This is a genomic window from Staphylococcus sp. HMSC072B07, from assembly GCF_001815505.1.
GTDB classification, from domain to species: Bacteria; Bacillota; Bacilli; order Staphylococcales; family Staphylococcaceae; genus Staphylococcus; species Staphylococcus simulans.
Map to the genome: position 1 here is coordinate 60,821 of NZ_KV820903.1, position 14,980 is coordinate 75,800.

Sequence of the window (14,980 nt, forward strand, 5' to 3'; positions counted from 1 at the left end):
TGTCATTGCTGCTTTTTTCATGAAGAAAACCCTCGTTCATTAAAAACGAGGGTTTAATTATTATTGATATTAAAGTTTTTCTTCGTGTAAGTTTTCGAATTTCAAGACTGGATGTCTAGCAGCCTTAGTCTCATCAAGTCTATCGATTACTGTATTATGAGGTGCTTCAAGCACTTTATCTGGATCTTCTTTTGCTTCTTCAGCGATTTGAATTAATGCATCACAGAAGTAATCTAATGTTTCTTTAGATTCTGTTTCTGTAGGTTCAATCATCATACCTTCTTCCACATTAAGCGGGAAGTAAATTGTAGGTGGATGAACACCGAAGTCTAATAAACGTTTCGCCATATCTAATGTACGAACGCCTTCTTTTTTCTGCTTAGATCCACTTAATACGAATTCGTGTTTACAATATTGGTTATATGGAATTTCAAATGCATCTTTCAGACGTGCTTTAATGTAGTTGGCATTAAGCACTGCTGCTTCTGAAACTTCTTTAAGACCAATGTTACCCATTGTTCTAATATACGTATAAGCACGTAAGTAGATTCCAAAGTTACCGTAGAATGGTTTAACACGACCGATAGAATCTTTAATATCGTTGTCATATTTATAAGTGTCGCCATCTTTGATTACCATTGGTTTTGGTAAGAAGCTAGCAAGTTCTTTTTTAACTCCAACAGGACCTGAACCTGGTCCACCACCGCCGTGAGGCCCAGTGAATGTCTTGTGTAAGTTCAAGTGAACAGCATCAAAGCCCATGTCTCCAGGTCTTACTTTATCCATAATCGCGTTTAAATTTGCGCCATCATAGTATAATAAGCCGCCAGCATCATGAACAATTTTTCCAATTTCCATAATGTTATGTTCAAAGATACCTAAAGTATTAGGGTTTGTTAACATAATTGCTGCTGTATTTTCATTAACAAGAGTTTTTAAATCTTCTACGTCTACTTCGCCGTTTTCATCAGATTTAACTGTAACTGATTTGAAGCCAGCGAAAGCTGCAGAAGCAGGGTTTGTACCATGTGCTGAGTCAGGTACAATGACTTCATCACGGTGACCTTCACCGTTTTTTTCATGATAAGCTTTGAAAATCATTAATGCAGTCCACTCACCATGTGCACCTGCTGCAGGTTGTAATGTTACTTCATCCATGCCTGTAATTTCTTTTAATTCTTCTTGTAAGCTATGAATGATTTCTAAAGAACCTTGAATTTGAGATTCTTCTTGTAATGGATGTGCTTCAGCAAATCCAGGAATACGTGCTACTTTTTCATTGATTTTAGGGTTGTACTTCATTGTACATGAACCTAAAGGATAGAAACCAGTATCTACACCGAAGTTCTTGTTAGATAACTCAGTATAGTGTCTTACTAAGTCTAATTCTGATACTTCAGGGAATTCTGCTTTGTTTTTACGGATGAATTTATCATCTAATAATTCTTCAACTGCATTTGTATCAATCTCTTTTTTCGGAAGAGAGTATGCATATCTTCCTGCTCTTGAACGTTCGAAAATTAATGGACTTGATTTACTGACCATTAATCTCACCCACTTTCTTCACAAAAGTATCAATTTCATCTTTTGTTCTTAATTCAGTGACAGCAACTAGCATTGCATGTCCCATATCGTCATTGATTTCAGTTAAATCGAAACCGCCAATAATGCCTTCTTCTAATAATTGACCATTTACTTCTTTAACAGGTTTGTCCAACTTAATAACGAATTCATTATAAGATGTACCTGGTAATACTTCTACACCTGCTTTTTCAAACTCTTTCTTAGCATAGTTAGCATTTTCAAAGTTTTGTTCAGCAATATCTTGAATACCTTGTTTTCCTAGAGCTGACATAGCAATTGAAGATGCTAGAGCATTTAAAGCTTGGTTTGAACAGATGTTTGAAGTTGCTTTATCACGACGGATATGTTGTTCACGCGCTTGTAGCGTTAATACGAAACCACGGTTTCCATGATCATCATTCGTTTGACCAACTAAGCGACCTGGGATTTTACGCATTAACTTTTTAGTTGTTGCGAAGAAACCACAGTGTGGTCCACCGAATTGACTTGGAATACCAAATGGTTGTGTATCACCTACAACAATATCTGCACCGAATTCACCTGGAGGTGTTAACAAGCCAAGTGAAAGTGGATTTGCGTAGACAATAAATAATGTCTTTTTACTTTTAATAAATGATTTAACTTTTTCTAAATCTTCGATAGAACCATAGAAGTTAGGATACTGAACAGCAACAGCTGCTGTATCTTCATCAATAGCTGCATCTAATTTTTCTAAATCAGTTACAGTACCGTCTAGATCAACTTCTACAATTTCATATTCACTTCTAACTTTTGAATATGTGTGAAGTACTTGTAATGCTTGATAATGCAAACCTTTAGATACAACAATCTTATTCTTTTTAGATTGACTTAATGCTAAAATACATGCCTCAGCAAATGCTGTGATTCCATCATACATAGATGAGTTTGCAACATCCATACCTGTTAATTCACAAATTAAAGTTTGGAATTCAAAGATTGCTTGAAGTTCCCCTTGTGAAATTTCTGGTTGGTAAGGCGTATAAGCTGTATAGAATTCTGAACGTGAAATCATAGCATCTACAACAGCTGGTGCATAATGGTCATAAATACCCGCACCTAAGAATGAAGTATGATCTTCTTTTGTAATGTTTTTATTAGCAACTCTGCTAAGACGTTTGAATAAAGTAGTTTCATCTTCTCCATTTGGAATATCTAACTCTCTATCCAATAAAATTTCTTTTGGCACATCTCCAAATAATTCTTCAATTGAGCTTGCGCCGATTGTTTCTAACATTTCTTTTTTGTCTTTTTCAGTTAATGGTATATAACGATGACTCACCACTGCCACCCCTTCATTAAATTATTTACTGATTTGATTTTTCTTGACAATTTTAGCTTTGACTTGACGTTTTCTTACTTGAACGATGACTTCTTTGCCCATTTCGAATTCATCACGGTCAATCATTGCTAATGCAATGCCTTTTCCAGTTGCTGGCGATTGCGTACCAGATGTAACTTGCCCAATTTTGTTACCTTTTAAGTCTAGCACATCATAGCCAGTTCTTGGGATACCTTTTTCGATCATTTCTAAACCAACTGATCTAAGTTTTGCTCCATTTTCTTTTTGATCTTTTAACACGTCTTTACCAATGAAGTCTGCTTCAATCAATGGTTTAGCAGCAAATGCAATACCACCTTCATAAGGTGTGATATCTTCTGATAACTCTTGTCCATGTAGAGGTAAACCTGCCTCTAAACGTAAAGTATCACGTGCACCTAATCCAGCTGGTTTTAAATCAGCATTTTCTAAAAGACCATCCCAAATATCTACGACGTCTTTAGAGTCGCAATAAATTTCAAAACCGTCTTCACCAGTATAACCTGATTGAGATAAGATAACATTTTTTCCAAAGATTTCAACATCTTTTTTGAATTCGAAAGGTTTCATTTCAGAAACATCTACATCAACCAAGCTTGCAACATAGTCGCGTGCTTTTGGTCCTTGAACTGCTAATTGACCGTATTGATCAGAAACATTTTCAACATTTACATCAAATTTGTCTGAGTGAGATTTAATCCACTCATAGTCTTTATCTGTATTTGCAGCATTAACCACTAATAAAAATTTATTATCATCTAATTTATAAGTGATTAAATCATCAATCACGCCGCCTTTTTCATTGCAAAGTGCAGTATATTGCGCTTTGTTATCTGATAATTGATCTGTATCATTTGAAAGCACATATTGAATGAATTCTGATGCTTCTTTGCCTTCAATTAACACTTCGCCCATATGGCTGACATCAAAGATTCCCATAACTTCCCTTACTGCGTTATGTTCTTCTTTGATACTAGAAAATTGAACAGGCATTGCCCATCCACCGAATTCAACAATTTTTGCTCCGCTTTCAATAAAACGGTCGTATAATGGTGTCTTTTTTAAGTCGTTTGACATCTTGCAACCCCCTATATGTGATTAAATATTAAAAACAGGATAGCAAAGCCAATTGCTATCCTGTAGTTACCTTCAGGAATGCGTCACAGTATTATCCTTTTGCCTGAGAGATTCGATATAACATCTTGCACCTTCGGCGATGAATACAAGCTAAAACACAAATAATGTTTTAGATAATTCATTCTCTCCAATACTGATCATTCGCTATAATGATATTCATCAAATTTTGATGTAATAAACTCAAATCATTGTCTGTATCCATTCTGCTGAATGCGATTTCATTATATCGTGAAACCCTTGATAAATACAACCTTTTTAATTCATCGAATGCTTTATTTGCAGCGTTAGGTCGATTACTATCGTTTTTAATTCTATCGTATATAAGTTGAATGCTTGCATCTAACCAAATTATAAATTTATAGTGGGATAAAATTTCCATAGAATCAGGGCTTTCAATCACACCCCCACCAGTAGAAATGATGTCATATTCATTAATAGCTTCCTGTAAATATTGTGTTTCTAATTTTCTGAAGCCACTCTCCCCTTTTAATTCAAAGATTTCAGGGATTGTTTGATGTGTTCGCAATTCGATAAGTTGATCTAAATCAATAAAGCTCTTACCTTCTTTTTCAGCGATATATTTTCCTAATGTTGTTTTGCCCGTTCCCATAAATCCTATAAAAATAATGGGTTCTTTTTTAACTTCCTTGTTTTTCATATTTCTCATCCTTCTCAACAATTTGTTCTAGTTGTTGTTTGTAGTAGATGTTAAGGTTGTGTATTGTCTTTAATTTTAAGCTATATTGATAGCTATAGGAAGTCAAAATAAGAATAAAAATCATAAAAATTATTGTTGTAAACGGTAACAGGTAACCTTTCAGATTATAAGTATAGTACTTTGTAATATTTTTCTTCGTTTTCAATCAGAGTCATTTCCACCTTTAAGTATTTATCGTCAATTTTTGTTACTTTGAAATCACTTATATCCTGTATCAGCGTTATATTTCCACGTGAATTTATATTTTTATAAATTTTACGATTAGAAAAGATATACGCTGTTTGTTTGCTATCTTCTTGTAACGTTATGCGTCTATTACTGACATTGATTTTATCTATTGGTATATGTTTAATCTCTCTAGATATGTCTTGTGCAAAAAATTCATAGTGAATCAAAGATGCATCATCCATGTGTTTATTTAATGTTTTTACAGATTTGAATAAAGGTGGTATTAGACTCATTGTAATTGAAAAAATACATAACGCAAAAATCATTTCGATGAATGTAAAGCCTTTAATTCTTTTTTGATTTAACTTTAAAACAGTAGTGACTATCAGTTTCATTGCTTTTAATACAAATAGATTGTTCAATCTTTTCAATGGTATAATGCTCCAGTTGTATCCCTTGTTGAATTTCATTTATGTTAAAACGATTAATTATCGTTATTAATGTGCGATACATATCTGCTTTTTCAATTTCTTTACGAAACTGTAAATGCTGATTAATTAATACAGGTAAGAAAATCAGAAGTAAAGTAATGATAAGAGAAAACGAAGTCAATGCATCAAGCATAAAAGATCCCTTGATATAATTTTTACTACGATGTCTTTTCAATTCTTAAACTTCCTTTCTCAATATGGAAAATAAAGCGAAATGTTGTTTGATTAAACTTAATGTAAACAGATCCAAACCGATTAAACTCACCTTCTGGACTAATAACAACAATATCCATATTGTTACTTCTTACTATTTCTCCTTTTGTGATTGTTATATAACTTACTTGATGATTTTGATTTATTACTTTGATTCTATTGCTGCCACGATTAAAAAATAGTATAACATCATCATGATTTTTAATAGCAGTAGATTTCATGTATATTATTTGCGCAGCAAGATTTTTAGCTAATAATTCATTTTCCACGTCTTTTAAATGTGTTGGGCTTTTAACATTTAAACTTAGATATGTTAAAAGGCTAATAATCGCAAGAACTAGCAAAGTTTCAATCATAGTAAAAGCTTTCATGACTATTGACTAACGGTAGCTTCGCCGTCGCTGATTGTAATCGTTTTTCCAGATTTACATGTTTTTTGACCTTCTTTTAAAAATCCTTCACTAACTAATTCATCGATTGAAGAAGGCGCTCTATTTTTATTCAGAGTAAAAGCTTCTATTTGGCTATTCACCATTTTTTGTTGTGCTTCACACCCAGTATCTTGAACATGCTTAGATTGTTTAGCGATATTTGGAATAATGAGTATCAATAAAACGCTGATAACTAAAAGAACTAAAAGCATTTCTAGTAAAGTAAATGCTCGTAAATATTTATGTTTTAAGTTTTTGACAAGGTTTTTCATAGGTTTCTCCTTCTTTGTTATTTGATGGATTGAAGCATGTCGAACATTGGCAACATAATGACTAGATAAAGTGAAATAATTAGAAATCCTAGCAATAAAAAGATAACTGGTTGAATAAACTTTATTTGTTTGTTCATTTGACGCTCGATTTGACTTAGAAGAATCTGTGCGTAGATGCTTAATTCTATATCAATTTTTCCGCTCTTTTCACCTTGTTCAATAAAATGAATAAGTTCTTCTTGAAAACAACCAACTGCTTGTAAAATTTCAGGTAATCGCATCCCTTTTTCAATATTTTTAATCATGAAATCACCAAGGTAATTTAAAAACAAATCAATCTTCTGTTCTGTGTAAATATTTGATATCTGCTGTAAAACAATACCATTTCGAAAAAACAACGATAATTCATTTGTAATTTGATAAGTTTTAAAGAGCTTGTAGTAGGTGTTGATGAATGGGAGTTTAATAATAAATTTGATACGTTTTTCTATTGGCAGCTTTCTTATATATTGGAATAGAATTAGGAAAATTATTGATAAAAATGCAATAAGGGAAAGAATGATGTGAGGAAAATGTTGGATTGTATAATTCATTATCTTTAAAAGCGGAGACAATTGAATGTCCATTGTGGTATATATTTGTTGGAATTCAGGTAGTATAAAATAATTGATACCAAACAGCATGCACATAAATACACCTATTAGTATCACAGGATATTGAATTGTTTTGATCAAGCGTTGTTTTGATTCACATTTCTGTTTTAGAAATGTATATGACTCAGTTAAGCTGTCAGACAGCCTTCCGAACTTTTCGGAAAAATATATTTGAGTCACAATAGTTTGAGGATAGTTTAGAAACGAGAGGATAAAATGACAATTCTTACCATCTTTTAAAAATTTTATAATCGTATGGCGCGTTTCTTTATCTTTATAATCAATGTGCATATTCAAGAATTCAAATGATTCTATCAAAGTGAATCCATGATCAAGTAATATTTTCAATCTGTTTAATAATATGAGTTGATCTTTGTCACTTATTTGTTTCTTATTACGAATCTTGGAATTAAGTATATCTTTTAAACACTTCTTCACAAATAACGCCTTCTTTGTTCATCTGACTAAGTACTTTGCTTAATTTTATAAAATGTTTGGGCAGCATATGATTGTTTTTAAAAAAGTATTGAATATCTGATTGATATAATGTCTCATATGCTAGTTCACGATGTCCTGATTGATTTGTAACTAGCCTTTGATTTGATATTAAGGCTATGGCTTGTTGCGCCTCTTGCGGTGTTATGCCCATTTCTAGTAAACGTAACAAGGCACCCTCGCAATCATTAGAATGTAATGTAGACAACACCAAATGTCCGCTTAATGAGGCTTGAATAACACATTTAGCAATAGATGCTTCACGAATTTCTCCGATAAGGATAATATCTGGATCACATCGTAAAATAGCTTTGAAAGAACTTTCATAGTTGATACCGGCTTTTTCATTTACAGAGATTTGAGTTATCCCAGGAATCCTCTTCTCTACTGGGTCTTCGACTGTAATAATGTTTAGGTTTAATTTTTCTTTCGCAAAAGAAACCATTTCATACATCATAGTACTCTTCCCTGAACCCGTTGGACCTGTAAATAAAATTAAACCTTGTTTTTTATTCATTAGGTGATGAAAGTGTTTTGGACCTTCACATTCAAATTCTTGAGTAAAATACTGTGGGGAAACTCTAATAACGCAGCTTTCCATTCCTAATGAGAGCGGCAAAGTAGATACTCTTAAATTGTAAAGCATTTGATGCTTGAAAGTTGTTTGGCCACTTTGTGCTTGGTGATAAGTAGAAACATCCAAGCCAGATAAGAACTTCATAAAAGTAAGTAACTTCTGATACGTTGTTATCTCAATGGATTCATAATTTAATAACATATCATTAACTCTGAACTTAATAAGTACGGCATGTTCTATTGGTATAAAATGAATGTCTGATACGCGTTGTGCGATTGCGTCGATTAAAATTTTTTCAAATAGCCTTTTCATAAAAAATCACCTCCTACATATACAAACGTAGGAGGTGAGAATATTACTTTTAAATTTTAGCCGTGTAGATAAGGATTTAATTGTTCACCTTCTACAGTGGTAGAAGGGCCATGTCCTGGATATAACGGTAGATCATCTTTGATAGTGAAAATTTTATCTTGTATAGAGTCTACTAATGTTTCGTAGTCTCCACGATATAAATCTGTTCTTCCGATACCGTTATTAAATAAAGCATCTCCAACTAATGCGAAATCATCAAAGATAAAAGTGAGCCCTCCTGGTGAATGACCAGGTGTATGCATGACTTCGACATTGAATCCTTCGATATCATGTTTACCTTCATCGAGTGCAATAGGTTTTGCATGACTTGTAATAGGATTTAAACCATATTGACTGAATTTTTCAGAACCATTTTTTGCAGGTTCAGTAAGAAAATCAAATTCTTCTTTATGAAGATAAACAGGCACATCATAGTGCTCCAAGACTTCGTCTAATGCACCGATATGATCAAAGTGCGCATGAGTTAAAATGATTGCTTTCAACGGTTTGCCAATAGATTTAAGTTTTGAAATAATCTCTTGCCCATCACTTGATGGATCTACAAGTAAAACACTGTCTTCATTTTCTATAAAATAAGTGTTTGTATCCGCTATACCTAAAGTTAAAAATGAAATTTCCATTATTTTTCACCACTATTTTTGTCTAATTGTTTTTGAACAGAGACCAATTTATCATTCATTTTTCTAGATTTGTCTCGACGGTCATCTATTCTTATATTAGTACATACCCTGTCTAGACCTTTATCAAAAGGCAGTTCATGAATTACTTGAACGACATGCAATAAGTCTTTCAAATCACCTTCTATTAGGGTATTCATAGGTGTTAACTGGTAATCAATGATACCTTGTTCTTTGAATTCTTTTAATTTTGTTTGAATTTCTGCAATATATTTACTTACACTTGGACCTTCTGTTCCTACTGGAATTACGACTACGTCTACGATAGCCATTATTCAACACGCTCCTCTTCAATAACATATGTTTTTATTAAACCTGCAGCACCAGTAATGCCGGCATCGTTTCCTAATTGTGCTTTCACAATTTCAGTGCCGTTTTGTGCAGGTGTAAAAGTAAGGTTTCTATATTCAGTTTTAATATTTTCAATTAGAATATCTCCTGCTTCAGACATTCCGCCACCTAGGATAATATATTTCGGGTTGCTCATTACACTGATGATACTGCATGCATAAGCGATATAGTTTGCAACACGTTCAGTAATAAATAAGCAGAACAAATCACCTTTTTTAGAAGCATCGAAAACATCTTTTGCAGTGACTCTATCTTCTTTAATAAGCTCTAAAATCGAAGATTTGATTGTAAGTTTAGGATGATAAAATTTAACTAAGTTAACTACACCTGTTGCTGAAGCAACAGTTTCTAAACAACCATTTTTACCACAATTACAAGCAAACCGTTGATCAAAGTCTACTCTGAAATGACCAATTTCAGCACCAGAACCATTATGACCGTGGACTAACTTACCATTTGAGATAATACCGCCACCTACTCCAGTGCCTAATGTAATGGCTACAACATCATCTGCATCATGACCTGCACCCTTATGTTTTTCACCTAGTGCCGCTGCATTAGCATCGTTGTCAACAAAAATCGGGAAACTTACAAATTGTGAAAGAATCGCTCGCACGTTAACATCCCCAGGCCAGTTTAAATTTACTGCTCCATGAACAATACCTGATTCGAAATCAACAGGTCCTGGTACACCAATTCCCAATCCAATAACATCTTCCATTTTTAGACTTAGTTCATTCATTTTTTGTACAAACGCACTGTAAATAGATTTAAGTAAAACGACACCTGATGGATCACTGATATCAGTTTGTATCGACCATTTAGTGATTCTTTCAAGTTTGTTATCAAAAATTCCTAGTTTACATGTAGTTCCACCGACATCGGCTGCCAATATTAAATTTCTCATTACTTATTCATCCTTCTTTGATTGATTATTAAGATACACTTGATAAATGCGTCCTTAGAGATAAGTTGATATTCAAATAGCTCTCTAATTTCTTGTTCCATCATTTCATACATGTCGTGTTTATCTTTAAAGTAAATTATAAACCCAAATTGTTTAAGTAACTGTTGTACGTCGTAAAACGTGTTAATTTGACGATTCATTTTGTTTTTCCAACTCTTTTTTTAGATACTTATATTTTTCATTATGAGGATTTGATTTTACTGCAACCTTTATATGTTTAAGTGCCGATTTTTTATCTCCTAATGAACGATTAGCAATTGCTAGTTCATAATTTAGAACGCCAGAGTTAGGGTAATGTTTTAATCCGCGTTCCCATGTTGAAATTCCTTCAGCTTTTGAATCTTTTGTTGCTTTTAACAGACCACTTAAATAATATGTATAATCATCTTCGTAGCCTTTATTCATAGTATGTTTAATAAGCTCTTCAGCTTTGTTGTAATTACCATTGCTCATCTCTTCACTTATTAATTTATCATAAATATTATCCTCTTTAATAGTGAATGTTCTTATTAACAAGATAATCCATAGTAAAATACCGACACCAAGTAAAATCCAAAATAACTTTCGATCTTTATTAAAATAATAACCTATAAAAGTAGCTAATAATCCGCCAATAAATCCACCTAAATGTGCGTAGATATTTACATTAGCCATAAATAATGAAAATACTGTTAATAACGCTAATACACCAACTAATTGTAATAGCATTTTTGGTGTATATTGTTTACTAAGATACATAATTGCGAATAGACTGCCGATCAAACCGAAAATTGCCCCACTAGCACCTACTGAAATCGAGTTTGTGTCCAGTGCTAAAGATACAATGTTACCAAAGATACCAGAGATGAAATAAATCCCTAGCATTTTCCAATGACCAGCAATGGCTTCAACAAGTTTTCCGAAGATAAACAATGAAAGCATATTCATCAATATATGTTCAAAGTTAAAATGAATGAACATAGATGAGATTAAACGGTATATCTCTCCATGCACTACATTAAAATGAACTAAACCGCCCCAATCTAATAAACTTCTGTTTGTAAATGCATTGATGATCAAAAACATAAACAGCCAAATTATTATATTAATAGCAATAAGCGAGTATGTGACTGGAGCAAATTTCAACATATATTTTTCTATAGGATTGTTACTATAAAGTCGTTTCTTGTAGTAGAGTGATGTTTTATCATTTTGACGCGAATAAAGCTTAGTTATAATAGGGTTCGGCAAAGTTTTTAATAAATCTTGTTGGTTTCGAATGACATTAAAATTCATGTGAATAGGATGAACTTCATTCAAGTTCTCATAAGTGAAGATTTTTTCAGTTAAATAATTGAAAGTCACATATTTTGGAATGAATCCTGTGTATTCACTAATTTCGTTTTGATGTTCTAAAACTCTGCTTTTGTCAAAACGTATTTCTTGAGAGCTACTTACTCCAGTTTTAACAATAATAAGTTTTTTCTTATTTTTATTGGATAGCCAAACTTCTGTATCATTTTTACTGATATGTGCGATTTCGTAGTTGAAGTATTTAACATAATAATAAATTAATTTCCAAAATTGTTTTTCTATATTCATGGTGCCTCCAGTTTAACTAGTTTTAGCAATGATCAGACGTTCAACGACTTCATCATGTGCTTCTGGTTTAAATGTATTATCGATTTGTGTATCATACACTAGGCTTATTGTTTCTGTACGATGTTGATTTAAAAATTTATCGAAATAACCCCCGCCATAGCCGATTCTATAGCCTTCTTGGTTAAAAACAACTCCTGGTACAATTAATAAATCTAATGAATTTGTGCGCTCTGTATCGGCATCAACGTATTGGATACCTTTTTCATCCGTGCTTAATTGGTTTAAATCATTTAGTCTTTGGAATGTCATACGTTTAGTTTCATAATCAGTTGCTGGTACAAAAGGGATTTTTCCTTGACTGATGATTTCTTTAATAATCGGAAATGTATTAACCTCATGTTCCATAGACAATACAATGCCAACCGTTTTTGCGTTTCTAAAAGCGTCAGTCTTTAATAATTGTTCTTTTAACCATTGATCAGCTTTTTCTTTGTTGAGATTGTTAATATTTTTCATCTTCTGCAAAACTTGTTTGCGAAGTTCAGATTTTTTCATGATAACACCCCAATATTTTCTATTTGAATTAATATTTTCATTATAACGTTTATCTGCATAAGTGTCATTAGACTTAATATTTGAAGGTATATAGAAACAAAAAAGCTGATACTCGATGAGTGAGTATCAGCTGAAAAATTATGATTTTGATGATTTCTTTTCTTTACCGAAATAATAATTGATAATGTCGCGACCTAAATCTCCACCTTGTAACCATGGTTCTGGAACGGGTTGATTAGTATAGACAATTGAGAAAGCTAATTTAGGATTATCTTTAGGAGCATAACCGATATAAGTTGAGTTAACTCTTGGCTTTCCGTCTTGGAATACTTCTGCTGTTCCTGTTTTACCAGCAGATGGTACGACTGTGTCATGGAAACTCTTATATCCAGTACCTGGTTCCTTATTAAATGCCATATCAAACCCTTTTTGAACTTGTTTAATTTCATCAGGTGAGTTGTTAAGACGATTCAATACATTACCGCGTATTTTATGTTTAACCGGTCCTAAACTATCTTTATCTGTTGCTTTTCTGATTTCAAGACCAACGTGTGGTGTAATTCTATAACCGTTATTCGCAATCGTAGAAACATATTGTGATAATTGTAATGGAGAGTACGTATCATACTGACCAATCGCAAGGTCTAAGTAGTTACCGCTGTTTGAATCTAATTTTTCTATTTGACCTGCAACTTCATTAGGCAAGTCAATTCCTGTTTTAACACCTAAACCTACTTGATTTAGTCCTTTACGTAATTTTTGACCTGCATCTCTAATATCGTTTGGTAATGCCATATTATAATGATATGGATCTTTCGCTAGTTTTAAAGCTGTTTTAAACATGTATACGTTTGATGAATGCATTAATGCCTCTTTATCGTTAATATCTACTTTTCCATTTTGGTTGAAGTAAGAACGTTTTGTAAGCCCACCTTGGAAATGTAGAGGTTCATCAATCATATGTTCTCCTACATGTATGGCTTTGTTTTGATAACCTGCTAATAAAGTTCCACCTTTAACAGATGAACCAACCGTATATTGAGAAGTAAAGTTACCAATATCATAATCTGTCATGGAACCATCTGGCTTAATTTGCTTACCAGCCATAGCCAAGATATCTCCATTATTTGGATCTTGCACTACAATGAATGCATTATCCATGTTCTTAGCACCTTCACCACGAAGTTTATTAATTTGATGTTCTAAAGATTCTTCTACTTTCTTTTGTAAGTCAATATCTATTGAAAGTACTAAATCATCTCCACGTGAACCTGGATTAACTACTTCTGCATTCGTTATTTCTCCTGATTTATCAGTTGTGTATTTCATTTCTTTCTTTTTACCACGTAATACATTTTCATATTGATACTCTAAATATGATTTACCAACTCTATCATTTCTTGAATAGCCTCTTGATAAATAGTAATCAGTTAGTTCTTTTGGTATACCTTCTTCTGATGTTGAAACACTTCCGAATAAACCTCTGAGTACATCTCCATAAGGATATTTACGATCCCAATCCATAGATGTATTTACACCTGGTAATTTTGAAAGTTGTTGTGACACAGCAGCATATTCTTTATTGCTGACATCATCCTTTTTAATAGTTTGAGGATTTAGTGTTGAACCTGACATCATTTCACGATAAATTGCTAATACTTGTAAGTCTTTGTCAGATAAATCATCAAGTTGTTTTTGCTTGATTTTATTATGCAATTCTTCATCGTACTGTTCTTGTGAAATTTCCCCTTCACTAAGCATCTTATCTTCTTTTTTCATCATGTCTGAAACTTTATCAGGATGTAATTGAATCCAGAAGTCTTGTTTATCTCTTTTGGTAATACGATCAGTATCCATTTTTATTAATTTAGATAAGCGTTCTGCTACGTTGAGTATATCTTTTTGTGAAGTCTTTCTACCTCTAGTATATGTAATAGACTTTTTAGAAGCATTATCAACAAGAATTTTACCATTACGATCTAAAATTCTTCCTCTTGGGACAGATTCATTTACCGTAATATTTTCATCATTTTTAATGAGTTGCTTGTAATGAGAACCTTGTGCAATTTGTAAGTAACCCAATCGTAAAACAATGATTACAAATACTACGACAACGAGACCGAAGAAGAATCCGATTCGTTTATCCATCAGATTCCTGATTTTTTCATCATTCGTTTTTTCCTTTAATCTTTTTAGCAATACAACCTACCTCAATTCAACAGTTCTCTAAACAAATGATATATGAAATCGGAACTTTTTTCTATAATTTGCATAGAAAACCAAACATAAATTTAAGATTTCTTCGTAAAAGAAGTGAAAATCAAATGAAACAATAAAAAAACAGCAATTGGATAACCAATTGCTGTCAGACCGTAGACAAACTACCGTTATAACTTGAA

General features: G+C 32.7%; 16 protein-coding genes and 1 riboswitch. All 16 genes read right to left on the bottom strand.

Going from position 1 to position 14,980, the window contains the following annotated elements:
- Positions 1-69 precede the first annotated feature (69 nt).
- A complete protein-coding gene (gene gcvPB, locus HMPREF3031_RS04720) occupies positions 70-1,545 on the bottom strand; it encodes an aminomethyl-transferring glycine dehydrogenase subunit GcvPB (protein ID WP_002481031.1) in 1,476 nt (491 codons plus the stop codon).
- Complete coding sequence (gcvPA, locus tag HMPREF3031_RS04725) at positions 1,535-2,884, bottom strand: aminomethyl-transferring glycine dehydrogenase subunit GcvPA (RefSeq protein ID WP_002481032.1); 1,350 nt, start codon at positions 2,882-2,884, stop codon at positions 1,535-1,537. Before gcvPA ends, gcvPB begins: the two co-directional genes overlap by 11 nt.
- Positions 2,885-2,905: 21 nt before the next feature.
- On the bottom strand, positions 2,906-4,000 hold the full coding sequence (gcvT, locus tag HMPREF3031_RS04730) for a glycine cleavage system aminomethyltransferase GcvT (protein ID WP_002481033.1): 1,095 nt from the start codon (positions 3,998-4,000) through the stop codon (positions 2,906-2,908).
- An 81-nt stretch (positions 4,001-4,081) separates the two neighbouring features.
- Positions 4,082-4,201, bottom strand: a riboswitch (glycine riboswitch).
- The gene (locus tag HMPREF3031_RS04735; RefSeq protein WP_002481034.1) at positions 4,179-4,718 is read right to left on the bottom strand and encodes a shikimate kinase; all 540 of its coding nucleotides are present in this window, start codon (positions 4,716-4,718) and stop codon (positions 4,179-4,181) included. It overlaps the preceding riboswitch by 23 nt.
- Before the next feature lie 164 nt (positions 4,719-4,882).
- Positions 4,883-5,377: a competence type IV pilus minor pilin ComGF gene (gene comGF / locus HMPREF3031_RS04745; RefSeq protein WP_002481036.1), complete on the bottom strand. Its 495-nt coding sequence runs from the start codon at positions 5,375-5,377 to the stop codon at positions 4,883-4,885.
- 218 nt (positions 5,378-5,595) lie between these two features.
- Complete coding sequence (gene comGD / locus HMPREF3031_RS04750) at positions 5,596-6,021, bottom strand: competence type IV pilus minor pilin ComGD (RefSeq protein ID WP_002481037.1); 426 nt, start codon at positions 6,019-6,021, stop codon at positions 5,596-5,598.
- Positions 6,022-6,023: 2 nt separating this feature from the next.
- Positions 6,024-6,353 (bottom strand): competence type IV pilus major pilin ComGC, encoded by a 330-nt coding sequence (gene comGC / locus HMPREF3031_RS04755; RefSeq protein ID WP_002481038.1) that lies wholly within the window; start codon positions 6,351-6,353, stop codon positions 6,024-6,026.
- Positions 6,354-6,370: 17 nt separating this feature from the next.
- Complete coding sequence (gene comGB / locus HMPREF3031_RS04760) at positions 6,371-7,444, bottom strand: competence type IV pilus assembly protein ComGB (protein WP_002481039.1); 1,074 nt, start codon at positions 7,442-7,444, stop codon at positions 6,371-6,373.
- Positions 7,416-8,390 carry a competence type IV pilus ATPase ComGA gene (gene comGA, locus HMPREF3031_RS04765; protein ID WP_002481040.1) on the bottom strand — a complete coding sequence of 325 codons (975 nt, stop codon included), beginning with the start codon at positions 8,388-8,390 and terminating at the stop codon, positions 7,416-7,418. The genes comGB and comGA overlap by 29 nt, the downstream gene beginning before the upstream one ends.
- A gap of 56 nt (positions 8,391-8,446) precedes the next feature.
- Positions 8,447-9,070, bottom strand: coding sequence for an MBL fold metallo-hydrolase (locus HMPREF3031_RS04770; protein WP_002481041.1), 624 nt, complete (start codon positions 9,068-9,070; stop codon positions 8,447-8,449).
- The gene (locus tag HMPREF3031_RS04775; RefSeq protein WP_002481042.1) at positions 9,070-9,399 is read right to left on the bottom strand and encodes an MTH1187 family thiamine-binding protein; all 330 of its coding nucleotides are present in this window, start codon (positions 9,397-9,399) and stop codon (positions 9,070-9,072) included. The genes HMPREF3031_RS04770 and HMPREF3031_RS04775 overlap by 1 nt, the downstream gene beginning before the upstream one ends.
- The gene (locus HMPREF3031_RS04780; RefSeq protein ID WP_002481043.1) at positions 9,399-10,385 is read right to left on the bottom strand and encodes an ROK family glucokinase; all 987 of its coding nucleotides are present in this window, start codon (positions 10,383-10,385) and stop codon (positions 9,399-9,401) included. The genes HMPREF3031_RS04775 and HMPREF3031_RS04780 overlap by 1 nt, the downstream gene beginning before the upstream one ends.
- Positions 10,385-10,585, bottom strand: coding sequence for a YqgQ family protein (locus tag HMPREF3031_RS04785; protein WP_002481044.1), 201 nt, complete (start codon positions 10,583-10,585; stop codon positions 10,385-10,387). Before HMPREF3031_RS04785 ends, HMPREF3031_RS04780 begins: the two co-directional genes overlap by 1 nt.
- Positions 10,569-12,026, bottom strand: coding sequence for a rhomboid family protein (locus tag HMPREF3031_RS04790; RefSeq protein WP_002481045.1), 1,458 nt, complete (start codon positions 12,024-12,026; stop codon positions 10,569-10,571). The genes HMPREF3031_RS04785 and HMPREF3031_RS04790 overlap by 17 nt, the downstream gene beginning before the upstream one ends.
- Positions 12,027-12,038: 12 nt before the next feature.
- Complete coding sequence (locus HMPREF3031_RS04795) at positions 12,039-12,581, bottom strand: 5-formyltetrahydrofolate cyclo-ligase (protein ID WP_002481046.1); 543 nt, start codon at positions 12,579-12,581, stop codon at positions 12,039-12,041.
- A 138-nt stretch (positions 12,582-12,719) separates the two neighbouring features.
- Complete coding sequence (locus tag HMPREF3031_RS04800; protein ID WP_037556407.1) at positions 12,720-14,780, bottom strand: peptidoglycan D,D-transpeptidase FtsI family protein; 2,061 nt, start codon at positions 14,778-14,780, stop codon at positions 12,720-12,722.
- Positions 14,781-14,980 lie beyond the last annotated feature (200 nt).

Bases quoted from the DNA above. Each gene is read 5' to 3' on its own strand.
- gcvPB (WP_002481031.1), bottom strand. From the start codon at position 1,545: ATGGTCAGTAAATCAAGTCCATTAATTTTCGAACGTTCAAGAGCAGGA.
- gcvT (WP_002481033.1), bottom strand. From the start codon at position 4,000: ATGTCAAACGACTTAAAAAAGACACCATTATACGACCGTTTTATTGAA.
- HMPREF3031_RS04735 (WP_002481034.1), bottom strand. From the start codon at position 4,718: ATGAAAAACAAGGAAGTTAAAAAAGAACCCATTATTTTTATAGGATTT.
- comGD (WP_002481037.1), bottom strand. From the start codon at position 6,021: ATGAAAGCTTTTACTATGATTGAAACTTTGCTAGTTCTTGCGATTATT.
- comGC (WP_002481038.1), bottom strand. From the start codon at position 6,353: ATGAAAAACCTTGTCAAAAACTTAAAACATAAATATTTACGAGCATTT.
- comGA (WP_002481040.1), bottom strand. From the start codon at position 8,390: ATGAAAAGGCTATTTGAAAAAATTTTAATCGACGCAATCGCACAACGC.
- HMPREF3031_RS04770 (WP_002481041.1), bottom strand. From the start codon at position 9,070: ATGGAAATTTCATTTTTAACTTTAGGTATAGCGGATACAAACACTTAT.
- HMPREF3031_RS04775 (WP_002481042.1), bottom strand. From the start codon at position 9,399: ATGGCTATCGTAGACGTAGTCGTAATTCCAGTAGGAACAGAAGGTCCA.
- HMPREF3031_RS04780 (WP_002481043.1), bottom strand. From the start codon at position 10,385: ATGAGAAATTTAATATTGGCAGCCGATGTCGGTGGAACTACATGTAAA.
- HMPREF3031_RS04785 (WP_002481044.1), bottom strand. From the start codon at position 10,585: ATGAATCGTCAAATTAACACGTTTTACGACGTACAACAGTTACTTAAA.
- HMPREF3031_RS04790 (WP_002481045.1), bottom strand. From the start codon at position 12,026: ATGAATATAGAAAAACAATTTTGGAAATTAATTTATTATTATGTTAAA.
- HMPREF3031_RS04795 (WP_002481046.1), bottom strand. From the start codon at position 12,581: ATGAAAAAATCTGAACTTCGCAAACAAGTTTTGCAGAAGATGAAAAAT.